This is a genomic window from Amorphus sp. MBR-141 (assembly GCF_053628695.1).
Genome location: NZ_JBRJGW010000015.1, coordinates 41,110 through 65,602, shown reverse-complemented (window position 1 = coordinate 65,602; position 24,493 = coordinate 41,110). Strand labels below are relative to the sequence as shown.

Annotated in this window: 20 protein-coding genes and 1 riboswitch; of the genes, 12 read left to right on the top strand and 8 right to left on the bottom strand. The window is 69.4% G+C overall.

Features of this window, described 5'->3' with window-relative positions; genetic code table 11:
• Positions 1-91 precede the first annotated feature (91 nt).
• Both ACSSVZ_RS18895 and ACSSVZ_RS18890 read right to left on the bottom strand, forming a co-directional pair.
• Positions 92-2,101, bottom strand: a complete 2,010-nt coding sequence (locus ACSSVZ_RS18895) for an MFS transporter (RefSeq protein ID WP_453972290.1) — start codon at positions 2,099-2,101, stop codon at positions 92-94.
• Positions 2,098-2,787 (bottom strand): hypothetical protein, encoded by a 690-nt coding sequence (locus ACSSVZ_RS18890; protein WP_453972289.1) that lies wholly within the window; start codon positions 2,785-2,787, stop codon positions 2,098-2,100. Before ACSSVZ_RS18890 ends, ACSSVZ_RS18895 begins: the two co-directional genes overlap by 4 nt.
• Before the next feature lie 183 nt (positions 2,788-2,970).
• Between ACSSVZ_RS18890 and ACSSVZ_RS18885 the strand changes: the two genes are divergently transcribed.
• From ACSSVZ_RS18885 to ACSSVZ_RS18875, 3 genes are read left to right on the top strand one after another with little or no spacing between them, the layout of a single operon-like run.
• Positions 2,971-3,726, top strand: coding sequence for a hypothetical protein (locus ACSSVZ_RS18885; RefSeq protein WP_453972288.1), 756 nt, complete (start codon positions 2,971-2,973; stop codon positions 3,724-3,726).
• Positions 3,726-5,600, top strand: a complete 1,875-nt coding sequence (locus ACSSVZ_RS18880; protein ID WP_453972287.1) for a hypothetical protein — start codon at positions 3,726-3,728, stop codon at positions 5,598-5,600. The genes ACSSVZ_RS18885 and ACSSVZ_RS18880 overlap by 1 nt, the downstream gene beginning before the upstream one ends.
• A gap of 3 nt (positions 5,601-5,603) precedes the next feature.
• Positions 5,604-7,733: a PP2C family protein-serine/threonine phosphatase gene (locus tag ACSSVZ_RS18875; RefSeq protein WP_453972286.1), complete on the top strand. Its 2,130-nt coding sequence runs from the start codon at positions 5,604-5,606 to the stop codon at positions 7,731-7,733.
• Here ACSSVZ_RS18875 and ACSSVZ_RS18870 read toward each other — a convergent pair.
• Complete coding sequence (locus ACSSVZ_RS18870; RefSeq protein WP_453972285.1) at positions 7,649-8,962, bottom strand: adenylate/guanylate cyclase domain-containing protein; 1,314 nt, start codon at positions 8,960-8,962, stop codon at positions 7,649-7,651. The two genes, ACSSVZ_RS18875 and ACSSVZ_RS18870, sit on opposite strands and share 85 nt — an antisense overlap.
• 114 nt (positions 8,963-9,076) lie before the next feature.
• Here ACSSVZ_RS18870 and ACSSVZ_RS18865 point away from each other — a divergent pair, with 114 nt between their 5' ends.
• The gene (locus tag ACSSVZ_RS18865; RefSeq protein WP_453972284.1) at positions 9,077-10,150 is read left to right on the top strand and encodes a hypothetical protein; all 1,074 of its coding nucleotides are present in this window, start codon (positions 9,077-9,079) and stop codon (positions 10,148-10,150) included.
• A gap of 147 nt (positions 10,151-10,297) precedes the next feature.
• Here the strand turns inward: ACSSVZ_RS18865 and ACSSVZ_RS18860 are convergent, their stop codons facing one another.
• Positions 10,298-11,818 (bottom strand): 3-hydroxyacyl-CoA dehydrogenase, encoded by a 1,521-nt coding sequence (locus ACSSVZ_RS18860; RefSeq protein WP_453972283.1) that lies wholly within the window; start codon positions 11,816-11,818, stop codon positions 10,298-10,300.
• A 165-nt stretch (positions 11,819-11,983) separates the two neighbouring features.
• Here ACSSVZ_RS18860 and ACSSVZ_RS18855 point away from each other — a divergent pair, with 165 nt between their 5' ends.
• Together ACSSVZ_RS18855 and hemA are read left to right on the top strand one after the other, a co-directional pair.
• Complete coding sequence (locus tag ACSSVZ_RS18855) at positions 11,984-12,766, top strand: enoyl-CoA hydratase-related protein (protein WP_453972282.1); 783 nt, start codon at positions 11,984-11,986, stop codon at positions 12,764-12,766.
• A 308-nt stretch (positions 12,767-13,074) separates the two neighbouring features.
• Positions 13,075-14,289 (top strand): 5-aminolevulinate synthase, encoded by a 1,215-nt coding sequence (hemA, locus tag ACSSVZ_RS18850; RefSeq protein ID WP_453972391.1) that lies wholly within the window; start codon positions 13,075-13,077, stop codon positions 14,287-14,289.
• A gap of 90 nt (positions 14,290-14,379) precedes the next feature.
• On the opposite strand, the gene ACSSVZ_RS18845 is transcribed toward hemA, so the two are convergent.
• From ACSSVZ_RS18845 to ACSSVZ_RS18835, 3 genes are all read right to left on the bottom strand, one after another.
• Complete coding sequence (locus tag ACSSVZ_RS18845) at positions 14,380-15,309, bottom strand: homoserine O-succinyltransferase (RefSeq protein WP_453972281.1); 930 nt, start codon at positions 15,307-15,309, stop codon at positions 14,380-14,382.
• Positions 15,310-15,347: 38 nt separating this feature from the next.
• Positions 15,348-15,452: riboswitch (SAM-I-IV-variant riboswitch) on the bottom strand.
• Between the two features lie 55 nt (positions 15,453-15,507).
• The gene (locus ACSSVZ_RS18840) at positions 15,508-16,572 is read right to left on the bottom strand and encodes an alpha/beta hydrolase family protein (RefSeq protein ID WP_453972280.1); all 1,065 of its coding nucleotides are present in this window, start codon (positions 16,570-16,572) and stop codon (positions 15,508-15,510) included.
• Positions 16,565-17,638: an alpha/beta hydrolase family protein gene (locus ACSSVZ_RS18835; protein WP_453972279.1), complete on the bottom strand. Its 1,074-nt coding sequence runs from the start codon at positions 17,636-17,638 to the stop codon at positions 16,565-16,567. Before ACSSVZ_RS18835 ends, ACSSVZ_RS18840 begins: the two co-directional genes overlap by 8 nt.
• 303 nt (positions 17,639-17,941) lie before the next feature.
• Between ACSSVZ_RS18835 and ACSSVZ_RS18830 the strand changes: the two genes are divergently transcribed.
• The 6 genes from ACSSVZ_RS18830 to ACSSVZ_RS18805 all read left to right on the top strand — a co-directional run bounded on the left by ACSSVZ_RS18830 (position 17,942) and on the right by ACSSVZ_RS18805 (position 23,647).
• On the top strand, positions 17,942-19,213 hold the full coding sequence (locus tag ACSSVZ_RS18830) for an amino acid ABC transporter substrate-binding protein (protein WP_453972278.1): 1,272 nt from the start codon (positions 17,942-17,944) through the stop codon (positions 19,211-19,213).
• 219 nt (positions 19,214-19,432) lie between these two features.
• Positions 19,433-20,200 (top strand): ABC transporter ATP-binding protein, encoded by a 768-nt coding sequence (locus ACSSVZ_RS18825; protein WP_453972277.1) that lies wholly within the window; start codon positions 19,433-19,435, stop codon positions 20,198-20,200.
• Complete coding sequence (locus ACSSVZ_RS18820; protein WP_453972276.1) at positions 20,193-20,924, top strand: ABC transporter ATP-binding protein; 732 nt, start codon at positions 20,193-20,195, stop codon at positions 20,922-20,924. The genes ACSSVZ_RS18825 and ACSSVZ_RS18820 overlap by 8 nt, the downstream gene beginning before the upstream one ends.
• A gap of 10 nt (positions 20,925-20,934) precedes the next feature.
• Entirely contained in the window at positions 20,935-21,813 is an 879-nt protein-coding gene (locus ACSSVZ_RS18815) for a branched-chain amino acid ABC transporter permease (RefSeq protein WP_453972275.1), read from the top strand.
• Positions 21,806-22,855: a branched-chain amino acid ABC transporter permease gene (locus ACSSVZ_RS18810; RefSeq protein WP_453972274.1), complete on the top strand. Its 1,050-nt coding sequence runs from the start codon at positions 21,806-21,808 to the stop codon at positions 22,853-22,855. Before ACSSVZ_RS18815 ends, ACSSVZ_RS18810 begins: the two co-directional genes overlap by 8 nt.
• Positions 22,856-22,864: 9 nt before the next feature.
• The gene (locus ACSSVZ_RS18805; protein ID WP_453972273.1) at positions 22,865-23,647 is read left to right on the top strand and encodes a glutathione S-transferase family protein; all 783 of its coding nucleotides are present in this window, start codon (positions 22,865-22,867) and stop codon (positions 23,645-23,647) included.
• 157 nt (positions 23,648-23,804) lie between these two features.
• Here ACSSVZ_RS18805 and ACSSVZ_RS18800 read toward each other — a convergent pair whose 3' ends face one another.
• On the bottom strand, positions 23,805-24,263 hold the full coding sequence (locus tag ACSSVZ_RS18800; RefSeq protein ID WP_453972272.1) for a MarR family winged helix-turn-helix transcriptional regulator: 459 nt from the start codon (positions 24,261-24,263) through the stop codon (positions 23,805-23,807).
• Between the last annotated feature and the right edge of the window lie 230 nt (positions 24,264-24,493).

The window sequence follows — 24,493 nt, the reverse complement described above, 5'->3', positions numbered from 1 at the left end:
CGCCGATTCGCCCCCCATCGTCCTTGCCCGGCACGATGGTGACGCCGCTTCGCGACGCGGCGATGTAGCCGTGCCGGAAAAACGCACCGAATCAGTGCGGCGTCGCCGATGCCTCGGTGCCGCCGCTGGAGGCGACCGCGGCGATGGCGAACAGCAGCCCGCCGAGCGCCACCAGCAGCCCCATCCCGAGCACCGCCGCCTCGGCCCCGTAGGCGCCCCAGACGAAGGCCATCGCCGCCGGGCCGATCGCCGTGCCGGCGCGCTCGATCAGCCGGAAGACGCCGTAGAGCCCGCCCTGCGACAGGTCCGGCACGAAGCGGCCGCCGAGTTCGCCGACCAGCGCCGACTGCGGCGTCGTCGACAGGCCCTGGGCGATGCCGATCTGCAGCACCGCGATGGCCGCCCCCCACGGCTCGGGCCACAGATAAAGCTGTGCGACAGCGAGCCCGGACAGGAGCGCCCCCAGCACCACGAAGAAACCGCGCCGCCCGACGTCGTCGCTGACCCGCGAGATCAGCGGGATGATGATCACCATGGCGAGCCCGTAGAGCATCAGCACCCGGCCGATGGTGGCGGAATCGAAGCCGGCGGCGGACAGCGACAGCGGCAGGTAGTAGAAGCAGAAGCCGATCAGCAGCATCTTCGCCGGCAGCGCGCAGCCGACCAGCAGCAGCACCATGATCGGCCGCCGCAGCACCGCCCCCACCTGCGACAGCCGCAGCGCCGGCGACAGGGTCTCCGGCCGCGGCCGGTCGCTCGGCAGCGCTGCGGTGGCGCACAGATAGGCCGCCAGGCACAGGCCGGCGGAGACCAGGAACGCCGCGCTGGGGCCCAGCCGTGCCGCCACGATGCCGCCGATCGGCGGGCCGCACAGCATCGCCACCATGATGCCGGAGACGAACAGGCCGATGCCGCGCGCCCGGTTCACCGCGCCGGTGCGGTCGACGATGTAGCCCTGGGCCGAGACGAACACCGTGGCGAGCCCGATGGCTGTCAGCGAGCGGAACAGGATCAGCTGCAGCATGTCGCCGGCGTAGGCCGTGCCGACGAACCCGACCAGCGCCAGCAGCGCGCCGACGCGCAGCGAGCGGCCGCGGCCGTAGCGCTCGGTCACGCCGTTGAGGGTCGGCTGGGCGATGGCGACGATCGCCATGAACAGCACGATCGGCAGCGAGATCACCATCTCGATCGACAGCCCGGCGATCGGCTCGGCCAGCCCCTTGATGTAGTTCGGCAGGAACGACCGCGTCAGCTCCTCGGCGAAGAAGAACAGGAAGACCGGGGCGCGGACGGCGAGCAGGCTCACCGGCGGGTCGGTGCGCTCGGTCGCCAGATGATAGCGCCGGCCGATGACGTCGAGGTCGGCCAGCGCCTCCTCGTCGCGCTTCGCCGTCGCCTCGGCGGTCAGCCGGGCGTGCTCGGCGCGCACCCGGGCGATCTCGTGATCGACGTTCTCCACCTCTTCGGCGAGCGGCCCGGTGCCGGCGAGCGGCGCGTGCGGCCGGAAGTCGTGCTTGACCAGGGCATCGAGCCGCCGCGCCAGCCCGCGCAGCAGGGACGCCGAGGAGATCGTGAAGGCGAACGACAGCAGTTCCAGCGTCACCAGCAGCGACACCAGCAGCAGCACGGCGATGTCGAGCCAGAGCCGCTGCAGCAGCGTCTCGGCGACCGCATTGGGAATGCCGACCAGGATGGTCGCCGCCGTCCGGCCGTCGACGGTCACCGGCAGCGAGACGGTGCGCATCTCCTCGGAGAGCTGCGCCACATCGGTCATCGGCCCGGCCTTGGCCGTGCCGCCGGACAGCGCCACCACGCGGCCGTCGGGCGCCGCGATGGCGGCGAACGCGAACTGCGGGTTCTCCTTCAGCGCATCCGACAGCACCTCGTCGGCGCCGACCAGGTCGTCGAGCTCGATGCCCAGCTCCAGCGCCTGCGCCACCAGGCCGGCGAGCGAGCGGGCCACCACGTCGGCCTTGCTGTCGAGGGCGGGCAGCAGGAGGCGCTCGGCGCCGCGGATCGACTGCCAGGAGATCGCCCCCAGCGCGGCGATCAGCACCGCCGTGACCAGGCCGAGGATGATGACGTCGAAGCGCCGCATCATGACCGGGCCTCCGGCGCATGATCGGCGCTCGCGAGGTGCCGGGCGATGGCGCGGTGGGCGTCGTCGACCATGCGGAAGGTCGCCACCGTCTCGCGCGGCACCACCGCGCCGGCGCCCGTCTGGGCGGTGCGCGACACCCGCGCCCACAACACCCGCAATCCCAGCAGCACGGCGGCGAACGAGCCGAGGAGGGCCGCCACCATCGCGATGAGCGCCGTCTGCTGGATGCCCGCCGCCAGCGTGTCCAGCTCCCGGTTCAGCGCGGCGCGCGAGGCGCGCACGACGACGGTGCCGGCCGACGTGGCGAAGGCGTTCTCGATGTCGGCGGCGCGGGATTCGGAGACCGCCGGATCGGGGGCCTCCCGCGTGCCGACGCGGTCGGGATCGCTGGAATAGAGGATCGCGTCCGAGGTGTCCGTGACGTCGATCGACAGCAGGATCGAATCGGCTTCGCGCTCGCGCTGCAGGAGGCGGGGCAAGGTCGCCTGGCCGGCCAGCGGGATGCCGATCGACAGCGCCGCTTCCGCGTCCGAGCCGATGCGGCGGGCCACGGTCTCGAGGCGCGCCCCGACCATGTCCAGATAGCTCTGGCGGATGCTGCCGTAATTGAGGTACGCGCCGAGCGCCACGGCGGCCAGGACGACGGGCGTCAACGCCACCATCAAGACGAATGCGAGTCGCCGCATGCTGGCCTTCTTCCCGTGATCGCCCCGTACGCGTAGATCTGTTCGCAGAATGCGACTATTGACGCGTCGGGTACCACAATTATCCGGCCGCCACCACTGCGCGACGGCTGGGAATGTCACTGTCATCGGCACGCACACCCGACTACGATCACGCCCGTCAGGCCAAAAAGGCACGGTTCTCCGATGAGCGTTTCCAGACCTTTCAGCGCGATCCTGCTCACCGCCGCAGCGCTCGCCCTGGTCCTCCTCGTGGCCTCGATGACGCGGGTTCTGGAGCGCGGCGAAGGCGATCTCGTCGATGCCCAGATCGGCTTCGTGCTGGCCGATCTCGACCAGACGATCGAGCGCAATCTCAGCCTCGGCCTGCCGCTCAGCGAGCTGCAGCCGATCGAACGGATCCTTGAACAGACGGTCGCCAACAACAGCGAACTGCTGGCGATCGAGGTGCTCAGCCCGACCGGCACGGCGCTCTACTCCACCGACCGCGGCGCCGTCGGCGAGCCGATCCCGCCGGCCTGGCAGCGCGCCATCGACGATCGCTCCCCGGGCCGGCCGTGGCGCGTCGACCATCTCGAGACGGTCGTCATCGGAACGTCGATCGAGAACGATTTCGGCCAGACCGCCGGCTGGATCACGCTGATCCTCGACGATTCGGTGCAGCCGCCGGCCGGCCACCTGCTACCCGGTATCCTTCTGCGGGCGGCGCCCTACCTGGTCGGCGGGCTGGCATTCGCGCTGCTGCTGGCCCTCGGGGCCGGCACGACCCTCGCCCGTCATTTCCGCCGCCTCGCCCGCCAGGTGGACAAGCAGGGCGAGCTCGCCGCCGACGCGGACCCGGCGGCCATGGCCCTGCCCCGGGCCATATCGACGGTCAACCGGGTCAGGCACGAGATCGGCACCTGCGTGGACACCCTTCGGCAAATCGACGGCGAAATCTGATGGCAAGGTCGACCAGCGGCGCACGTCAATCGACCCTCTGGGCGGGAACGCTCGGTCTCCTGCTGGCCCTGATGGTGGCCGCCGTCGGCACGCTCATGCTGGCGACCGGCGCGCGCCTCGACCGGACCGGCCTCAGGAACGCATCCGACGACGTCGTCGCCTCCATCGGCCACTCGATCGGCGGGCTGATGTCGCGGGCCGTCGGGCTCGGCATCCCGCTGCCGGACCTCTACTCGGTCGACGACTACCTCGATGACGTGATCATGGCGAACCCCGAGATCGACGGCATCGCCGTGACCGATCCCGAGGGGACGGTCCTGTTCCAGCGCAGCCGGTGGCCGGACCAGCCGTTCCAGAGCACCGTCGCCGTCCCGATCGAACTGAACGAGGCGACCATCGGACGCATCGAGATCGACGCGTCCTACGGGGTGGCCCGGACCGTGCGCATGCGGCTGATGTCGGCTGCGATCGCCGCGAGCCTCCTTGCCGGGCTGTTCGCCGCCGTCTGGATGCGCGTCTACCGGCTGGAGATGGTCGACCTGCCGCGCGCCCGCTTCGTGGCGTCCAGCCGCTCGGTCGGACGCGGCGGGTTCGGCGACTACAGCCCGCCGCCCGACGACAGCCCCCTCCAGCCGCTCGGACGCTCCGCCGCGCGGCTGATCGCGCCGGTGCGCAGACAGGCGCGGAACGCCGCCGCCCTGGCCGAGGAAATCCGGGCCATAGATGTCACCCATGCCTTCACCAGCCGCGTCGAGGCGGCCCTGAAGCCGCTGGCGGCCTATCGGTTCGACCATCTCAGCCAGCCCGCCCGGCACGTCGGGTGGAACGGCTGGCTGGTGCTGCCGGCCGTCATCCTGATCGAGGCGGCGCGCCCCCTCGTGGCGGGCTTTGCCGCCGACCGGATCGGCACCGACCCGCTCGCGGACGTCGCCATCGGGCTGGCGCTCACCGGCGATGCGCTCGGGCGGCTGCTCGGGGTGCTGGCCGCCTACCTCGTCGCCGTCCATTTGCCCCGGGCCGGCACCGTGCTGGGCCTCCTGATCGCCGCCGCCGGAACCGCGGCGACGTTCACGATCCACGAGACCCTGCCCTTCGCGGCGGCGCGCATCGCCGTCGGCTTCGGCCTGTGGCTGGCGGTCTGGAGCCTGCTGGTGCGCGACGGCGGGCAGCGCCGCCTGCCGTGGCTGGGCGCCCTGTTGCTCCTCTGCGCCTGGGGCGCCGGGCCGGTACTCGGCGGCCTCCTCGCCGAGATCTTCGGCCGGCGGAACGGCTTCGTGGTGATCGGCGGCGCGATCGCGTTTCTCGCTCTGGTCAGCCTGTTTCAGGCGCCCCGCCCCACCAGCCGGGCGGCCTTCGCCTGGCGGACCCCGTCGGCTGCCGAGCTCGGGGCGGCGCTGGTGGCGGTGCTCGCCCTGACGACGTGGCTGGAGGTGCACCTGTCCGGTCACATGATGCGCGAGAACTACGTGGGCCTGGCGATGCACTTCGGGGTCGCCGCCGTGGCAATGGCGCTGCCGTGGTGGCTGTCGGTCCGGCTCCCGGTGGTCGCCGGCGCGGTGCTGGCGGTGGCGGCCGCCTGGCTCGCCACGCTGCCGATGGTGCCGCCCATCGTCGTTTCGGTGCTGGCGGGGCTGGGGTTCGGCCTCGTCGGGTCCAGCCTCGGCGCCCGCGCCTACACGCTGCCGACGGCGACCGCGCTGACCGCCGGCCTGCTGCTGGCCGGCGGCCTGGACGGCCTCTGCTACGTCACCGGCAGCCAGCCCCTCGTCCTGACGGCCGCCGTCGCCACCGTGCTGGGGGCTGCCTCGTTCGCCTGGTCGGCGTGGCACCGGCCACCGGTCCGCCGGGTCCCCGCCCCCGGAAAGGGGAGCTGAGCCATGTTGCTGCGCACCCGCATCACCCTCTTCCTGTCGATCGCGTTCCTGCTGGTGATCGCCAGCCTGGTGGCCGTTGGCTACGCCCGCTCCCAGTTCGAGCAGGAGCGGCTGGCGCGCATCGCCATCGACGGCCAGCGCTCGCTGTGGGAAAGCCTGGTCGCCGAAGAGGCCGACGACCTGCGGCTGGTCGCCATGGAGATCGCCTCGGCCCTCGCCGGGTCGGAGACGCTCTCCCGCGACACGGTCTCCACCGCGATCGCCGGCGTCGACATTCCGCCGGAGACGGCCGACAACATTCAGGTCGTCTCCCTGTCCGGCCAGCTGCTCTATTCGAGCGCTCCGGAGATCGACGAGCGGTCGCTCCTGGACGCCACGGCGATCCGGACCATCCTGGCCAACCGCACCCATCTGGGCGGGCTGCGCCAGGCCGATCCCGACCGCTATGTCGTGGCTTCGGCGGCCCCCGTCTTCCACGACGACGAGATCACCGGGATCGTGGTGGTCGCCAGCGACGCCGACCGCGCCCTGGGCCGCTTCACCGGCACCATCCGCGAACCGAGCTATCTCGTGTCCCTGCGCGGGCGGCTCGTGGAGGGCACCGCGCCGTTGCTGTGGCGCGAGGTCGACCCGCGCATTCCGCCGCGCACCGCCGATGCCCAGGTGGTCCGCGCCGGCGAGCGCCTGCTTCTCGCCACCGGCGTTCCGGTGCCGGACATGGCCGGCGGCACCATCGGCACGCTGGTGACGCTCAGGGATTCCACCGAGATCCTCGAGACCGGCCAGCAACTCGAGCGCGCCGGCCTGATCGGGGTGGCGAGCTTCACCATCCTGGTGATCATCGCGCTCTACTTCTACATGCGGCACGCCTTCAAGCCGCTGGAGCACGCCATCTCGGTGCTCGACGGGCTGTCCAAGGGCAACGTCAACGAGATGCTGGACAAGACCGGCAGCGGCGAGATCCGCAAGATCTCGGAGGCGGTGTCGGTGTTCCGCCGCAACACCATCGCGCTGCAGGAGCAGCAGCAGCAGGTCGAGCGCCAGCGCCGCCGCCAGGAGCGCGTCATCCGGCGCCAGTTGGAGCGGCTCGCCGAAACGCTCGAGGTGGACGGACGCGCCGAGATCATCGACGACCTGCAGGCCGCCGTGCGGCGCAAGCAGGATCCCACCCTGCCGGGAGGCAAGCACACCACCGACGACCAGCTCAACGTGCTGTCGACCGTGCTGCAGCGGATGTCGGCGCGGATCTCCGACCAGCACACGCGCCTCACCGCCCTCGTCAAGGAGCTCCAGGAAGCGATCATCACCCGCGCCCGGCTGGCCGGCCTGGAGCAGGAGCTGGAGATCGCCCGCGAACTGCAGCAGTCGTTCCTGCCCCACCCGCTGCCGCCCCATGAGACCTTCGCCATCGACGGCATCATGGAAACGGCCAAGGAGGTCGGCGGCGACTTCTTCGACTACTTCATGATCGACGAGCGGCGCCTCGGCATCGCGGTCGCCGACGTGTCGGGCAAGGGCGTGCCGGCGGCGCTGTTCATGGCGATCACCCGGACGCTGGTGAAGGCGACGGCGCTGTTTACCCACTCGCCCGCCGCATCGGTCACCCAGGTCAACCAGTTCATGGCCGCCGACAACGATCAGATGATGTTCGTGACGCTGTTCTACGGCGTGCTCGACCTGCAGACCGGCGTGTTCACCTACGCCAACTGCGGCCACAACCCGCCCTATCTGATCCATCGCGGCCGCAGCGGGCTGACCCCGCTGAAGAGCACCGGGGATCCCGCTCTCGCCGTGGTCGAGGAGCACGTCTACCGGGAGGATTCGCTCACCCTGCAGCCCGGCGACACGGTGTTCATGTTCACCGACGGGGTGACCGAAGCCTTCGACATCGACGGCGAGGCCTACGGCGAGGGCCGGCTGGAGCCGCTGCTGGATCGCCAGGCGAGCGCCACGCCTGTCGACGGGCTGGGCCCGGCCGTGCTCGCGGCCCTGCGCGACTTCGAGCGCGGCGCCGATCAGGCCGACGACATCACCTGCCTGACGCTGCGCTACTTCGGCACGTCTACGGAGGCAACGATCCCGGGCTTGGTCCAGACGCCGTCCCAGTCGGCCGGAGGCGGACAGTCGGCGTAGTGCGCGACGCGCCGCGCCTGGATGGCCGCCGAGGCGTCGTCGGGGTCGCGGGCGAGGCAATCGGCGAAGCGGGCGGCCGCCGCCGCCCAGTCGCGCGCATACATCGCCGCCAGGCCCTTCTCGTGGAGGCCCGCCACCGCCCGCGCCGCCTCGTCGACCTCGTCGGCACGGCCGAGCAGCGCGTAGACGCTCTCGGCGATGTGGCTGCCGCGCGGCACGATGCGCTCGAGTTCGCGGAACACGAAGGCGTCGCCGGCGCGCTGCGCGGTCTCCTGGGACACGATGATCGGGTGGCCGAGGAACTTGGCCGCCTCCTGCAGGCGGGCGGCGAGGTTCACGGCATTGCCGATGACGGTGTAGTTGCGGCTGGCCTCCGGGCCGACGTCGCCGGCGATCACCTCGCCGGTGGCGACGCCGACCACGGCGTTGATCCGGTCGGGCGTCTGGAAGCCCGCCGCGGCGAGGTCCTTGCGCAGGCCGGCAAGCGCCGCGATCTGCCCGAGCGCCGCGTTGCAGGCGTCGATCGCCTGGGTGTCGGCGTCGGTGAACGGCGGCCCCCAGCAGGCCATCACCGCGTCGCCGATATATTTGTCGGTGATGCCGCCGTTGGCGGCGATCGGCTGCGCCATCGCGGCGAGAAAGCGGTTCAGGAGGTCGATCAGCCAGTCGGCGTCGAGGCGTTCGCTCCAGCCGGTGAAATCGCGCATGTCGACGAACGAGATCGTCATGCAGTCTCGGCGGCTGGTGGTCTGGTCGACCTCGCCGCGCGCCAGGATCCGGTCGACGATCCGCGGATCGATGTATTCGCCGAACAGCCGCTTGATCTTGCGGCGCTTGCGTTCCTCGGTGATGTCGGAGAACACCACCACGACGCCGTAGCGCTCTTCCTCGCCGCTCTCGCCGTGGATGGTGAGGAAGCTGGAGGAGACGAACAGGTTGAGCTTGCGTCCCTCCACCGAAAGCGCGATTTCGGTGGAATGGGTCGTTTCGGCCTCGTAGACCGCCTTGAACACCACCTCGTTGAAGTCGTCGAAACTCTCCTCCGCGAGGAAGATCTCGCCGAACGACTTGCCCACGACCTCGTCTGGCCGCTTGGCCAGGATCCGCCCCGCCGCCGCGTTGAACGTGATGATGCGGCCCGTGAGGTCGATGGTCACGACCCCGTCGCGCATGCTTTCCAGGATGCGCTCGGAGATAAGCTGGTCCCGGCGCTGCTCGTCCAAACTCACCGAAGTCTGCCTTTTCGTTCGATCTTTTCAATGTCGAGGCTTACCTGATCCCCGCTCCGATAAGAAGGGGGCCCCGCCGCCTCTCCCCCGCACAGGCCCGCACAGGATTGCCGCATGCGCCTTCTCGCCGACGTGTCGTGCCATGGCTTCGGCCACATGATGCAGACCTCCCGCGTGCTGGCGGCCCTGGCCGCCCGCGAGGCGGACCTGGACATCGTCCTGCGCACCGATCTCGCCGGCCGCGACGTCGCGCGCTTCTGGAGCGGCCCGGTCACGCACCTGCCGGGCCCCCTCGACCCGGCGCTGGCGATGTCGGCGCCGGACCGAATCGATGCCGCGGCGACCGCCGCCAGCTATCGCGATTTCCCCGCCCGCTTCGCGGCCGCCGTCGCCGACAGCGAGGCGGCCATCGACCGGTTCCGGCCGGACGTCGTCCTCGCCAACATCGCCGCCCCGGGGCTGGTGGCAGGGCGCCGCAAGGGCCTGCCCGCGGTGGCGCTGTGCTCGATCAACTGGGCCGACATGCTGCGCGACGCGGTACCGGAGGGAACCGTCGGCCCGGAGACGATCGCGCTGTTCCGGGACGCCTACGCCGGCGCCGACGCGTTCCTGATGCCGGCGCCGTCGATGCCGATGACGCCCGCCGCCAACCAGCTCGCCATCGGCCCGATCGGCCGGCGGGGCCGCGCCCGCGGCGCCGAGGTCCGGGTCCTGCTGGGGCTCGCCCCCGACACCCCGCTCGGGCTGGTGACCTGGGGCGGCTGGGCGACGGCGGTCGACGCCGCCTTCCTGTCGGCGCTGCCGGGCGAGATCGGCTGGATCGCCGACACCGCGCCGATCCTGGCGGCCGGGATCCCCTACATCGACCTCCTCGCCTCCTGCGCCATCCTGGTCGCCAAGCCCGGCTACGGCACCTTCGTCGAGGCGATCGCCAACCGGGTGCGGCTGGTGCACGTGGAGCGGCCGGGGTGGGCGGAAACGCCGGCCCTCGTCGCGTGGGCACATCGTCATGGCTCTGCCGCGGAGATCCCCAAGGCGACCGCGCCGGAGGACGCCGCCCGGACCATCCGTGCCCTGATGGCGACCGAGCCGCCCGCCCCGCCGGCGCTCACCGGCGCGGACGAGGCGGCCGAGATCCTGCTCGGCCTCGGCCGGGCGGTGGCGGCCCGCCGCCCGATGCGCGTGTAGCGCATGTCTCGTTCACCCGTGCGCACCCGTGCGCACCCGGTCAGCCGCGCGTGCGCAGCCAAAAACGCCCCCGAAAGTGCGCAATAGCGCAGAATAGCGCAGATCCTGACACGCCGTCGGTGCGCACGTTTTGCGCAGCCGCGCAGCTCAGGACGGCGTGTGGACCGGCAGGCCGAGCAGCGCCCGGCGGCGCAGCCACAGCGACGGCCGGTAGCGGTCGTCGCCGGTGATTTCCTGCAACAATTCCATCACCATAAGCGTCGTCTCGAGCCCCAGCTCCTCCGCCATCTCCAGCGGCCCCATCGGGTAGTTGAGGCCGAGCTTGAGGGCGAGGTCGATGTCCGACGGCGCGGCGAGGCCCGCCTCGGCGATCGCGCAGCCCAGGTTGGCGATCGCCGCCCGCATGCGCAGCGCCACGAAGCCCGGCGAATCCTTGATCGCCGTGACCGCCCGGCCCGACGCCACGACCGCCGCCGCCACCGCATCCAGATGCGCCGGATCGGCGCCGGGCGCCGTCATCAGCGTCACCCGCTTGGCCGTGTCCGCCGACAGGTCGACGGCCACCAGGCGCTTCGGATCGACCCCGAGTTCGAGCGCGTAGGTCGTCGCGTCGTCGCCGACCGGATAGCCCACGATCGGGCTCGCACCGTCGTCGTCCTCGAGGATCTCGACGCCGATCGCCTTGCAGAACGCCGAGAGCACGTCGGGCTCGTCGGGAAATTCGGCGCAGACGACCTTGGTGGCCGGGGCACCCGACGGCGCGTGATCGGCATCGCTCGGCGTCGTCACCTTGCCCGCCTCGTCGTAGTCGAAATGGCCCGCCTTGGTCTTCCGGCCGAGGCGACCGGCCTCGTAGAGCAGCTTGTGGCGGGGCGTGGTGGCAAGGCGGCGATCGTTGAGGAAGCCCTCGTAGACGATCATCGAGACGGGATAGTTCACGTCCATGCTGGTGAGGTCCATGAGCGCGAACGGACCCATCCGGAAGCCGCAGCAATCGGTGAGAATCGCGTCGATCTGGGACGGGCTGGCGACCCCCTCGTCGAGCAGCCGCAGCGCCTCGGTGTAGTAGGCGCGGCCGCCCAGGTTGACCAGGAAGCCCGGCGAATCCTTCACCGCGACCGGCGTGCGGCCCATCCGCTCGCCCAGCGCCGACAGCCGCGCCGCGACCGCCGGATCCGTCGCCGGTCCCTCGATGATCTCCACCAGCCGCATCAGCGGAACCGGGTTGAAGAAATGCATGCCGGCGACGCGGCCGGGGACGCGGCAGGTGCGCGCGATCGAGGCGATCGGCAGCGACGAGGTGTTGGTGGCGAGGATCGCGTCCTCGGCGACGATGGCCTCCAGGTCGCCGAAGATCTGGCGCTTCACCTCGAGCTTTTCGACGACCGCCTCGACGACGGTGTCGCAGCCGGCGAAGTCGGCGAGGCTGGCGGCGACCGACAGCCGCTCCTTCTGGGCGGCGGCGGCCTCGGCCGTCAGCTGGCCCTTCTCGACGAGCCGGTCGATGCGCTTGTGGACCTCGGCCCGGCCGGCATCCGCAGCCCCGTCCTTGGCGTCGAACACGATCGCCCGCATGCCGCCGGCCAGCGTCACCTGGGCGATGCCCTGGCCCATCACGCCGGCCCCGACGATGCCGACGGTGTAGTCCGGATCCGTCACGTCGCGCATTTGCTTTCCTCGCCTCTGGCTGTTCCGGATGCCTTCCTATCCGATTTTCGGCGAACGTGAAGAGCGCGCGTCGAAGCGCCCGCGGCCCGCGGTTAGCTCTGGACCCCGGAGCCAAACCGGGTAGCTTCGCGCGCAAGCAAGACCCTGCGAACGAAGGAGACCCCGATGAGCGACACTGAGGCACCGGTTCTGATCGAACGCCCCGAAGACGGGGTAGCCGTCGTGCGCCTGAACCGTCCCAAGGCACGCAACGCGCTCAACATGGCGACCCGCCGGGCGCTGGCGGAGGCGTTCACGGCGCTGTCGGACGACGCCGGCGTGCGGGCGATCGTGCTGACCGGCAACGACGAATCGTTTGCCGCCGGCGCCGACCTGAAGGAGTTCATCGATGCCGACCCGGTCGAGATCGCCCGGCGCCGGGTCGAGCGGCTGTGGGGGGCGGTGTCCGCCACGCCGCAGCCGGTGATCGCCGCCGTCAACGGCTTCGCGCTGGGCGGCGGGCTGGAGCTCGCCATGATGGCCGACATCATCGTCGCCGGCGAAAGCGCCCAGCTCGGCCAGCCGGAAGTGCGCGTCGGCATCATGCCCGGCGCCGGCGGCACCCAGCGGCTGACCCGCGCCGTGGGCAAGTATCACGCGATGCGCATCTGCCTGCTGGGCAAGCCGATCTCGGCCCAGGAGGCCTTCCAGATCGGGCTGGTGAGCCAGGTGGTCGCCGACGCCGAGGTGTTCGAGACGGCGCTCGGCATGGCCCGGCTGATCTCCGGCCTGCCGCCGCTGGCGATCGCGGCCACCAAGGAGGCGATCCTGCACTCGGAGAACGCGTCGCTGGAGGCGGGGCTGGCGCTGGAGCGCAAGTCGCTGCAGGTGCTGTTTGCCAGCAAGGACCAGCACGAGGGCATGGCGGCCTTTTTCGAGAAGCGCCGCCCGAGCTTCACCGGCGAATAGGAATCCGCGCCGATCGCCCTCGGGCGGCTGTGGCCAACCGACGCAGCGACATTCCGGTTTGCAAATCGCTGCTGGATTCCTTCTAAATAAAAGGTGCATGAGCATGCCTGCGGGCGTGCTCGCGCCAATTGCGACGCCACCGGATCCGCGAAAGCCCCCGAACCGACGACGCGTCCGGGGCTTTACGGATGGGAATGACCCGCAATTGTAGGAGGTCACCGCCTCCCAATAAGACAGAGGGGCTAGCGCTCCACTCTGGACGAAGCGGGCCCGGCACCGATCCGCCGGCTCGACCGATCGAGGTGATGATGGATTACGAAGGCTTCTTCCGGGACCAGCTCGGCGCCCTGATGGGTGAAGGAAACTACCGGGTGTTTGCCGACCTGGAGCGGCAGAACGGCAGCTTCCCCCGCGCCACCCGCCACGACGGCGACGGCACCTCGGAAGTGACCGTGTGGTGCTCGAACGACTATCTCGGCATGGGGCAGAACCCCGCCGTGCTGGCCGCGATGCACGAGGCGATCGACCGCTGCGGCGCCGGCGCCGGCGGCACCCGCAACATTTCCGGCACCAACCACTATCACGTGCTTCTGGAGCGCGAGCTTGCCGACCTGCACGGCAAGGAATCGGCGCTGCTGTTCACCTCCGGCTACGTGTCCAACTGGGCCAGCCTGACGACGCTCGCCTCGAAACTGCCGGGCTGCGTGGTGCTCTCCGACGAGCAGAACCATGCCTCGATGATCGAGGGCATCCGCCACAGCCGCGCCGAACGGCAGATCTTCAAGCACAACAGCCCGGAGGATCTCGACCGCCGGCTGTCGCTGATCGAGCCGGGCCGGCCGAAGCTGGTCGCCTTCGAGTCCGTCTACTCGATGGACGGCGACATCGCGCCGATCAAGGAACTCTGCGACGTGGCCGACGCCCACGGCGCGATGACCTATCTGGACGAGGTGCACGCCGTCGGCCTCTACGGCCCGCGCGGCGGCGGCATCGCCGAGCGCGAAGGCCTGATGGACCGGCTGACGCTGATCGAAGGCACGCTGGGCAAGGCGTTCGGCGTCGTCGGCGGCTACGTCGCGGGCTCCACCGCGCTCTGCGACTTCATCCGCTCGTTCGCCTCGGGGTTCATCTTCACCACCGCGCTGCCGCCCCACGTGGCGGCGGGTGCCGCCGCCTCGATCCGTCACCTGAAGGTGAGCCAGGTCGAGCGCGACCGGCACCAGTCGAACGTCCGCAAGGTGCGTCAGCGGCTCGATGCCATCGGCATTCCCTATATGCCGAACCAGAGCCACATCGTGCCGGTGATGGTCGGCGATCCGGTCAAGTGCAAGTGGATCAGCGACATCCTGCTCGACAGCTACGGAGTCTACGTGCAGCCGATCAACTATCCGACGGTCGCCAAGGGCACCGAGCGCCTGCGCATCACGCCATCGCCGCTGCACACCGACGCCGACATCGACCATCTGGTCGTGGCGCTCGAGAGCCTGTGGTCGCGCTGCGCGCTCGCCCGCGCCGTCGCCTGACACTGGCGCTCACGCACATCGACGGCTGAACGCAGGCCGCGCTTTCCCGCAAAGCGCGGCCTTTTCGTGTCGGGCCACGCGGCCCCCGGCTCACCCGGTCTGGCCGAAATCGTCGCCCGTGCCGATCGCGGCCACGTCGAACGGCGTCGTCTGGTAGATCACGTTGATCCAGTTGCCGAACAGCAGATGGGCGTGGCTGCGCCAGCGGTTCTCCGGCGCCTTGCGCGGATCGTCGCCCGGGAAATAGGCGACCGGCAGCGCCTGCTGCCCGTCCCGCGTATACTCCTCGCCCAGCGTGAGGGTGTCGTATTCCACGTGGTTGAACATGTGCAGGGCGCGCCGGCCGGGGTCTTCCAGCAGGCACAGGCCGCTCTCTTCGCTCTCGGCCAGCACGCGCAGGCCCTTGTCCCTGGGAAGGTCGCTCTTGCGCACCTCCGTCCAGCGCGACACGGGGATCGCGAAATCGTCGGAAAAGCCGCGCAGGAACGGCGACGACGGCACCAGGTTGCGCTGGCTGAACACGCCGAACGCCTTGCCCGGCAGTTCGTGCTTCGGCACCCCGTAGAAGTGATGAAGCGCCGCCTGCGCCGCCCAGCAGATCGTCAGGGTCCGATGGACGTTGCTCTGGGTCCAGTCGAAGATCTGCTGCAGTTCCGGCCAGTAGCGCACGTCCTCGTAAGCCAGCCGCTCCACCGGCGCCCCGGTGATGACGAAGCCGTCGAAGCGGGCGTCGGCAAGCTCGGCCCACGGCCGGTAGAACGCCTCCATGTGATCGAGCGGCGTGTTCTGGGCCACGTGGTCGGTGATGCGCACCAGCGTCAGCTCGATCTGCAGCGGCGTCGCGCCCAGCAGGCGGGCGAGCTGGGTCTCGGTGGAGACCTTGTTGGGCATCAGGTTGAGCAGCCCGATCCGCATCGGGCGGATGTCCTGGCGGACCGCGTCGGCCTCGCTCATGACCATCACGCCCTCGGCTTCGAGCGTGCTGCGGGCGGGAAGGGCATCGGGAATCTTGATGGGCACGGTGCGTCGCAGCTCCCTGGGAGGGTCGACGCTCGTGGCCTGATCCGCTTGATTGCCAGCTCGGCCACATCCCCCTCGCAGGGTGCCACCTTGCCCGGATCGGCAGGTTGGCGTTGGGCGTCCCCCAACTCTTGATGTCTGTGCCTTATCTACGAAGGCAGAAGGCGGTTGGCAATGGCCGTCGCATCGCCTGCCGCCTCACCTTCGCGAGAGGATCGCGTCGCGCGCCCAGTCGGCGGAGGCGGGCCGGTAGGCCCACGGCACGTTGTTGCAGACGTGGTTGCCGTCTTCGAGGATCCGCACGTCGGCGCGGCCATCGGCCCAGGCCTTCGTCTTCTCCGCTTCGGCAGGCGGGAAGATCCGGTCGAGGCCGCCGTGGAACAGCAGCATCGGGCAATCCGGCGGCGTGGCGCCATCGAGGGTGAAGGCGCGCGCCCTCTCGATCGTCTCCTCGGGGCTTCCGCCGCCCAGCGCGAAACCCATGTTGTCGCGATAGACCGCGGGGAACGCGCCGATCATCGCACCCAGATCGTGGAACCCGTTGATGGAGATGACGCCGGCGAGGCCGGGCAGCGCGGCGGCCGCCCTGAGCGCCAGATGGCCGCCGAAGGCCATGCCGACCAGCACGACCTTGTCGCGGCCGATGCCGACGCCATCGAGATAGCCGAGCGCCGCCTCGACCGCGCGCGCGATGTCGGCGCGCAGCGGGCCCGCCGAGCGGCCCTCCCCCTGCCCCGGGCCATCGAGCGAGAAGGTGGCGAGCCCGCGCTTCAGGAAGGTCTCTTCCAGGGCCGGGAACTCCTCCTTGGTGGAATCCGACCCCGGGATGAGCAGGACGGCGCCGACTTCCCCAAGTCCCGGCCGCCGCAGGTAGCCGTGCAGGTGCCCGCTTTCGAAGGGAATCTCGGCGCGGGCCGACGGCGGCACCAGCAGCGGCGCGGCGCGGCGGAAGACGTCCACCTTGGCGGCGCTGGCGCGCGCCTTCTGGTCGAGGTCGTCGAAGAACATGAAGTTGGCGAAGTGGTAGAACAGCGACGCGCGGGCGTAGGCCTCGCCGGCGGTGACCGGATGCCCGACCGCCTCGGCCGCCACGCCGAGGTCGCGGTGGCGGTCGCCCTCGGCGACCCAGGTGGCGCACCAGCGTTCCCAGGTCCCCGTGCGCTCGATGACGGCGCGCGCGGTGGCGGAGGGAATGCCGGCCACCTCCATGCGCGGCAGCCAGTGGCCGGTCACTTCGACGAGACGTCCGGAATTCTCAGACATGAGCGAGCCCCAGCTGGTGCGCCATCCAGTCCGCCGCCTGGGTGCGGTAGGCGAAGGCGCGGTTGTTGGCGACGTGATTGCCGTCCTCGATGCGGTTGAGCGTGACCTCGCCGCCGGCGAGCCGGGCCAGGCGGTCGCCATGCTCCGGCGGGACGATGCGGTCCTGGCCGCCGACGACGATGTAGAGCGGGCAGGCGAGCCGCGGCGCGGCCTCGGCGAGGGTCACCCGGGCCGCCACCGCCCGCGCTTCGTCGTCGCTGGCGGCGTGGGCGCGGGCGACGAAGGCACGGCGGGTGAGGCCCGGAATGGTCTCGAAGATGTCCGCCCAGTCGAACGGCCCGGACAGGGAGATGCAGGCGCGGAGGCGGTCGTCGAACGCCGCGGCGCGGGGTGCGTAGTAGCCGCCGAAGCTGACGCCCCAGATGCCGATGCGCGCCGCATCGATGTCGGCGCGCGCCGACAGGACGTCGAGGATCGCCCCCACCGGCCGCTCGAACTCCGGGCAGATCGGCAGGTCATACTCCGCCTCCCCCTGCCCCGGCCCGTCGAAGGCGAAGGTCGCCATGCCGCGATCGAGAAACGCCGCCTCGTTGCTGTGCATCTCCTCCTTGGCGGAATCGAGCCCCATCGCCATCAGCACCAGCGGTGGACGGTCGACGCCCTCCGGCCGGCGCAGGTTGCCGGCGAGCACGCCGCCCTCGAACGGGATCTCGAGGCGTTCGCCGGGCGGGCGCAGCAGCGGCAGCGCCCGGGTCCGGCAGGCGACCGCCTTTGCGTGGGCGGCGCGCATCTCGTCCGGGCGGTGGACGAACAGGAACTTGCCGAAGTGGTAGCAGGCGGCGGCAGTGGAAAGGTGCTCCCCGGCGGAGAGGCGGCGGCCCTCGGCAAGCGCCGCATCGCCCAGGGCCGCATGACGATCGCCCCGCTCGCACCACAGCCCGCACCAGTCGTCCCAGTGCAGGACCGCGGCGGCGACCTCCTCGAAATCGGACAGCGGCACGCCATTGGCCACGAAGCGCGGTGCCCAGTGATCGATGGCGGACTGTACGACCGGATCGCGCTGCATCGCTGTTCCTCGCGCCGCTCGGCGCCGTCCACCGGCGGTCGTTCTCATATGCAAACGATTGCATCTTTCGACCTCAATCCGGTAATCGAGCCTCCGGACCGCGTCAAGTGTCGATGGATTGGACAGGTTCCAGATCAGCCCGGCCAGTCTCCACGCCTCCATTTCTGCACGAAAGCGTCTCGACCGGCCGGAATCCTGCGATCGGCGAGTTAGGTCTTGACGTCACCGCCCGAACGTCGCAGCATTTATGCAATCGATTGCGTGGCAGCATAAGCCAGCAACACCAGAGGGGAGGAACGTCCAGTGATTAGAACGATCACGCTGTGCGCCATGGCGGCGCTCGGATTCTCGGTCGCAGCCCAGGCGGCCGATCCGATCAAGATCGGCGCGTCGCTTCCGTTGACCGGCAACTTCTCCGTCAGCGGGGCGAAGCACGAGAAGGGCTACCAGCTCTGCGTCGACCTGATCAACGAGAAGGGCGGCGTGCTCGGCCGCCCGCTCGACCTGATCATCTCCGACAACCGCTCCGACATCGGCACGGCGATGTCCCAGTACGAGCGCTTCATCACCGTCGACGACGTCGATCTCGTCTTCGGCACGTTCTCGTCCAAGCTGACCTTCCCCATCTCGGCGGTTCTCGCCAAGAACGGCATGGTGCATCCGGTCCCGGCCGGCGGCGCGCTCAGGATCTACACCCAGGGCCACAAGAACCTGTTCTACTTCCAGCAGAACGCCGCCGAATATTTCGGCGAGGCGATGCAGGGCGTCATCGAGGACCGGATCCCCGAGGGTGAGCGCCCGAAGACGGTCGCCATCGTCCACGCCGACGACTTCTTCGCCAACGCGATCGCGGCCGGGCTGCTCGGCCAGAAAGTCACCGATCCCGGCGGCGGCGTCATCGCCGACCTCGCGCCCGGCTATCTGGCCGACGCCAACATGGAGGTGGTCTACACCGAGAAGTGGCCGGAGGAAGGCTTCTCCGACTGGCTCAACCTCGCCAACTCCATCAAGAACGCCAACGCCGATCTCGTGGTCGGCCTGACCGCCTCGGCGGAAGAGGCCGTGCAGCTGACCCGCGCCCTGAAGACCGTCCGCGCCGAGCCCAAGATGCTCTATCTGAGCCAGGGCACCCAGGCGGAGTACAAGGAAGGCCTCGGCGAGTCCGCCAACGGCGTGATGGTGCACACATCCTGGCATGAGGACGTGCCCTTCGTCGGCGAGCTGGCTGGCGAGGAGTTCACCAACCAGGACTTCCAGAAGGCGTTTGCCGACGAATTCGGCAACCCGCCGGACGAGGACTCGGCCATTCCGTTCGCCGTCTGCCAGGGCATGGAGCAGGCGATCCGCGGCGCCGAGACCACCGACAACGCCAAGCTTGGCGAATGGCTCTACGCCCGCACCAAGGAAGATCCGGTGCGCACGGTGCTCGGCCCGTTCTCCTGGCACGAGAACGGACTGCCGGTCGATCGCAAGCTGCTGGTCGCCCAGTGGCAGGACGGTGCGCTGAAGTTCGTCTATCCGACGGGCGAATTCGAGGGCGTCTCCGACCTCATCTACCCGAAGCCCAACTGGTAGCCCGACGCGGGTGACCGCACTGGCCCCCTCCCGCCGCGGCCTTCGGGGCGGCGGGAGGGGCGCCGCGCCGGCCGCATACGGGCAGTCCGGACAGACGTCCGATCCCCGGGGCCGCGACGATCGCATGCCGCATCCCTTCCAGGCCGGTTCGGGCCCAACCGTGGCGACCGGCCGAAGGGCGGGCGGACGCCCAGAGATTGAGCGGGAGACATCGACCCCATGTTGCGTGTGGAGGGCCTCTGCAAGCATTTCGGCGGCATCCGGGCCGTCGACCAGTGCACGTTCGAGATCGCCGACGGCTCGATCTCGGCGCTGATCGGCCCCAACGGCGCCGGCAAGACCACCGCCTTCAACTGCATCAGCCGGACCATGCAGCCGACCTCCGGCCAGGTCTGGCTCGAAGGCAGGCGCATCGACCATCTGAAGCCGCATCAGGTCACCCGGCTCGGCCTGTCGCGCACCTTCCAGATCACCCGCAGCCTGGAAGACCTGACGGTTCTGGAGAACCTCTGCGTGCAGGTTCCGAGCCACGGCCTGCGCCGCCTCGCCGGCCCTTCGATCAGCGCCGCCGAGCGCGCCAAGGCCGAAGAAATTCTCGAATTCCTGGGGATCACCCGCATCGCCTACGAGCAGGCGCGGAACCTCTCCTTCGGCCAGCGCAAGCTGATGGACTTCGCGGCGCTGCTGATGTCCGACCCGAAGATCATCCTCCTCGACGAGCCGGCAGGCGGCGTGAATCCGCGTCTGCTGGAGGACATCGTCGACCACATCCGGGCCCTGCACGCCCGCGGCCTGACGATCCTCATCGTCGAGCACAACATGGAACTGGTGATGAGCCTGTGCGAGCACGTCGTGGTGATGGCCCAGGGGCGGGTGATCGCCGACGGGCCGCCCGCCGCGATCAAGTCGAACCCGGAGGTTCTGGAAGCCTATCTGGGCGCCTCCACGGCGATCGAGGACCTGGCGGCGGAGGCGGCCCATGGCTGAGCTGCTGCGCGTCAAGGGCGTCGTCGCCGGTTACGGCTCCGGCCCCGCCATCCTCAACGGAAGCGACCTCAACGTCGAACCCGGCAAGATCCACTGCATCATCGGCCCGAACGGCGCCGGCAAGTCGACGCTGCTGAAGGCGATCGTCGGGATCCTGAAGCCGCGCGAGGGCGAGATCACCTTCGAGGGCGAAACCCTGAACGGGCTGCGGCCCGACCAGGTGCTGCGCCGGGGCATCGCCTTCGTGCCCCAGGAGCGCGCCCTCTTCCCGAAGATGAGCGTGCGCGAGAACCTGCGCATGGGTGGCTTCATCCTCAACGACCGGGTGGAGCTGCAGCGGCGGATCGACGAGGTGCTCGAGCGCTTCCCGATCCTCAAGGAGCGCGCCGACCAGCACGCCGGCACCATGTCCGGCGGCCAGCAGCAGACGCTGTCGATGGCCCGCGCGATGCTGCTGCGGCCGAAGATCGTGATGCTGGACGAGCCGTCGCTCGGGCTCGCTCCGAAGATCGTCCAGGAGATGTTCGACATCATGAAGATGCTGCGCGACGAGGGCGCCACGATCCTGCTCGTCGAGCAGAACGCCATGATGGGGCTGAGGAACTCCGACTGGGGCGTGGTGCTGGATCTCGGCCGGACGCTGTTCGAGGGACCGGCGAAGGAGATCCTCACCGATCCGCGCATCCAGGAACTCTATCTGGGCGGCCACACGGCGGCGGCTTGAGGAGCACGACATGGGACACACTCTCCAGATCCTGATCCTCGGCCTCTGCCTCGGCGGCGTCTACGCGCTGATGGCGTGCGGGCTGTCGCTGGTGTTCGGCGTCATGCGGATCGTCAATCTCGCCCACCCCTCGCTGGTCATCGCCGGCGCCTTCATCTCCTACTGGTGCTTCACGCTGTTCGGGATCGACCCGATCCTGTCGCTGCCGATCTCGGCCGCCGTCCTCTTCGTGATCGGCATCATCCTGTACAAGCTCGTCTTCGAGAAAGAGGCGCGCAACGCCAAGTACTCCGAGATGACGGTGCTCTTGACCTTCGCGGTGGCGATGGTGGTCGACGGGGCGCTGGGAGCGATGTTCTCCAACACCCAGCGCGTCACCTCCCCCGGCTATGCGACCGACGCGTTCTTCATGGGCGACATCTTCATCCCCAAGGGCCAGCTCTACGCCGGCATCATCTCGATCGCCATCATCCTCGGCCTGATCGCCTTCCTGCGCTACACGCGCCTCGGCTATGCGATCCGCGCCACCGCGCAGAACCGGGGGGCGGCCGAACTGCTCGGCGTCAACGTCAACTTCGTGTCGCTGGTCTCGTTCGGCATCGGCGTCGGGCTGGCCGGCGCGGCGGGCTCGCTGGTGTCGTTCGTGTTCTCGTTCTTCCCGGCCAAGCACTGGGAATGGATCGCGATTTTGATGTCGCTGGTGGTGCTGGGCGGCATGGGCTCGGTCCAGGGAACGGTGATCGCCGCCTTCCTGCTCGCGGTGATCTCCGCCTTCGTCGGCGCCTACGCCGGCGCGACGTGGTCGACCATGACCTTCTTCGTCGCGCTGTTCGTCATCCTTCTGGTCCGGCCGCAAGGTCTCTTCGGAGAGAAGCCCGAACATGTCTGACACGACCAAGACCAGCTCGGATGCCGTCGCCGACGTCCTGACGGCCCGCAACGCCTACAACGCCGGCCTGACCCGGAAGGGTGCGCGCGGCAGGTCGTGGATCTTCGCCGCGGCGCTGCTCCTCGTGCTGATCGCCCTGCCGGCGATGCAGCTTGCCGGCAACAACAACTACTATCTGCACATGGCGCTCTACACGCTGATGTACGTCGCCATGGCGGCGAGCTGGAACATCCTGGGCGGCTATACGGGCTACGTCTCGCTCGGCCACAACGTGTTCTACTGCATCGGCGGCTACGTCTCCGGCATGATCCTCGCCAAGATGGGCATCAGCACGCTCGTCACCGCGCCGCTGGCCGGCCTGATCGCGGCGGCGGTCGGCGTCGGCGTCGGCATGATCACGCTCAGGATGCGGGGCCCGACCTTCATCATCTCGTCGATCGCGCTTTTGATGATCGTCCGCATCCTGTTCGACAACTGGGGCTATGTGGGCGGCGCCAACGGCGTGACGCTTCCCGTCACCGATCTCGACGTGCGCTGGGCCAAGGTGCCGTATTACTACGCGATGCTGGTGATCGCCGTGCTGGCGGTTGTCGCCAGCTACAAGATCAAGCACTCGAAGTTCGGGCTGGGGCTGCGCGCCATCTCCCAGGACGAGGTGAAGGCCGAAAGCGCCGGCATCAACACCGCCGCCTACAAGGTCGCCGCCTTCGCGATGTCCGCCTTCTTCGTCGGCATGGCCGGCGCGGTGTGGGGCGAGTACCTCACCTACCTGAGGCCGAACATCTTCCTGATCATCCTGGTGGCCGCCTACATGGTGCTGATGTGCATCATCGGCGGCAAGGGAACGGTCGCCGGCCCGGTGCTCGGCGCCGTGCTGATCGTCGCCTTCAACGAGTTCTTCGCCGCCACCATGGGCGCCAGCGAGATCAACATTCTCGCCACCGGGATCATCATGGTGCTGGCGCTGCTGTATTTTCCGCTCGGTGTCGTCGGCACGCTTGCCCAGAAGGGCCGGCTGCCACGCTTTCTGGATTGGGACTGAGGAGCGCGCATGACCGACTTCGTTCTCTACAATGCGCCGCAATCGACGTGCAGCCAGCGCGTCAGGTTCGTGCTCAACGCCAAGCGGACGCCGTTCGAGGAGCACAAGCTCGACCTGTTCTCGGGCGATCAGCTGAAGCCGGGGTACCTGGCGATCAATCCCAACGGGGTGGTGCCGAGCCTCGTTCACGACGGCCGCACCGTCATCGATTCCGCCGTCATCATGGAATATCTGGACGAGGTGGTGCCGGACCTCGGTGCGTTCACGCCGGACGACCCGGTGGACCGCGCGAAGATGCGCTCGATGCTGCGCTACATCGACGAGATCCCGGCGCCGGCGATCCGGGTGCCGTCCTACAACCTCGCCTTCCTGCCGCACTTCCAGCAGATGAGCGAGGAGGACTTTTTGGCATTGGCGAACTCCAAGCCGCTGCGGAAGGAGTTCCTCCTGAAGATGGGCCGGACCGGCTTTCCCGAGGAGGAAATGGCCTCGGCCATGGACCGTCTGGCCCGCACCATCGCCCGCATGGACGACTGGATCTCGGCGAGCGGCGGGCCGTTCTTCCTGGGCGAAAAGATCAGCCTGGCAGACATCTCGCTGATGCCGGTGATCGTGCGGATGGACGACATCAACCTGCACGGAATGTGGGCCGACCGCCCGGCGATCGCGACGTGGTTCGACGCCATCCGCGCCCATCCCGCCTTCCAGGTCACCTACTATCCGGGCTCGCTGCTCACCGAGAAATACCCCCACCTCGCCAGCCTGCGCGAGGAGCGGCAGCGCAGCGCCTGACCGATCGTCGACGGTTGACCAGCCGCTCGGCTCAGACGATCCGTCACAGCATCTCCCGTCCAGATCGACGCGATCTGGACGGAGAGCAATTGCTCAAGGGATCGCACGTGGAGCCACTTCTGATCGAGCGGACCATGCCACCTGAGCGGAAAGCGCCCTAGCCGCCGGCGCGCTCGGCGAGCCGGTCTCGCAAAGCCGAGATCTTCCTGACCAGATCGGCCATCTCCGCCTCGTCCATGCCCGCCGCGTCGAACACGCATTGCGGCACCTCCGCCGCCGGCGCCTTCATCGCCCGCCCCTCTCCGGTGAGACGGACGCGCACCTGTCGCTCGTCCTTCGGGTCGCGGGTGCGCGTAACGTAGCCCTGCCCTTCCAGCCTCTTCAGAAGCGGCGTGAGCGTGTTGGATTCCAGCCGGAGCGCGCTCCCCAGCTCCTTCACGGTCCGCCCGTCCTCCAACCACAGCGCCATCATGACCAGGTACTGCGGATAGGTGAGCCCGAGGCGCTCGAGCAGCGGCCGGTAGAACTGGTTGAAGGCGTGCTGGGCGGAGTAGATCGAGAAGCAGAGCAGATCCCCGATGTCGCCGGTCTGCGGCTGGGCCGATGGCTGCGTCATCCAGATGGTGTCTCCTTTCCTGCTCATTTAAATCGCGCACGATTAAATCGCAAGCGCTTGACTCCCGGGACGGCTTGGCCATATCAGATCGTGCACGATATAATCGTGTACGACTTAAAAGACCGCCAACCGGCACGCGGCTCCGAGACGAGCAGTCGACCCCGCGTTCGGCAAGCCGCAGCGCCCCTCACGGATCAACCGATCCGCCGCCCTCGATCCCGGGCGGCCCG

Bases quoted from the DNA above. Each gene is read 5' to 3' on its own strand.
- ACSSVZ_RS18865 (WP_453972284.1), top strand. From the start codon at position 9,077: ATGCGCCTTCTCGCCGACGTGTCGTGCCATGGCTTCGGCCACATGATG.
- ACSSVZ_RS18805 (WP_453972273.1), top strand. From the start codon at position 22,865: ATGACCGACTTCGTTCTCTACAATGCGCCGCAATCGACGTGCAGCCAG.
- ACSSVZ_RS18815 (WP_453972275.1), top strand. From the start codon at position 20,935: ATGGGACACACTCTCCAGATCCTGATCCTCGGCCTCTGCCTCGGCGGC.
- ACSSVZ_RS18825 (WP_453972277.1), top strand. From the start codon at position 19,433: ATGTTGCGTGTGGAGGGCCTCTGCAAGCATTTCGGCGGCATCCGGGCC.
- ACSSVZ_RS18890 (WP_453972289.1), bottom strand. From the start codon at position 2,787: ATGCGGCGACTCGCATTCGTCTTGATGGTGGCGTTGACGCCCGTCGTC.
- ACSSVZ_RS18885 (WP_453972288.1), top strand. From the start codon at position 2,971: ATGAGCGTTTCCAGACCTTTCAGCGCGATCCTGCTCACCGCCGCAGCG.
- ACSSVZ_RS18820 (WP_453972276.1), top strand. From the start codon at position 20,193: ATGGCTGAGCTGCTGCGCGTCAAGGGCGTCGTCGCCGGTTACGGCTCC.
- ACSSVZ_RS18800 (WP_453972272.1), bottom strand. From the start codon at position 24,263: ATGACGCAGCCATCGGCCCAGCCGCAGACCGGCGACATCGGGGATCTG.
- hemA (WP_453972391.1), top strand. From the start codon at position 13,075: ATGGATTACGAAGGCTTCTTCCGGGACCAGCTCGGCGCCCTGATGGGT.
- ACSSVZ_RS18835 (WP_453972279.1), bottom strand. From the start codon at position 17,638: ATGCAGCGCGATCCGGTCGTACAGTCCGCCATCGATCACTGGGCACCG.
- ACSSVZ_RS18895 (WP_453972290.1), bottom strand. From the start codon at position 2,101: ATGATGCGGCGCTTCGACGTCATCATCCTCGGCCTGGTCACGGCGGTG.
- ACSSVZ_RS18880 (WP_453972287.1), top strand. From the start codon at position 3,726: ATGGCAAGGTCGACCAGCGGCGCACGTCAATCGACCCTCTGGGCGGGA.
- ACSSVZ_RS18855 (WP_453972282.1), top strand. From the start codon at position 11,984: ATGAGCGACACTGAGGCACCGGTTCTGATCGAACGCCCCGAAGACGGG.
- ACSSVZ_RS18860 (WP_453972283.1), bottom strand. From the start codon at position 11,818: ATGCGCGACGTGACGGATCCGGACTACACCGTCGGCATCGTCGGGGCC.
- ACSSVZ_RS18875 (WP_453972286.1), top strand. From the start codon at position 5,604: ATGTTGCTGCGCACCCGCATCACCCTCTTCCTGTCGATCGCGTTCCTG.
- ACSSVZ_RS18840 (WP_453972280.1), bottom strand. From the start codon at position 16,572: ATGTCTGAGAATTCCGGACGTCTCGTCGAAGTGACCGGCCACTGGCTG.
- ACSSVZ_RS18810 (WP_453972274.1), top strand. From the start codon at position 21,806: ATGTCTGACACGACCAAGACCAGCTCGGATGCCGTCGCCGACGTCCTG.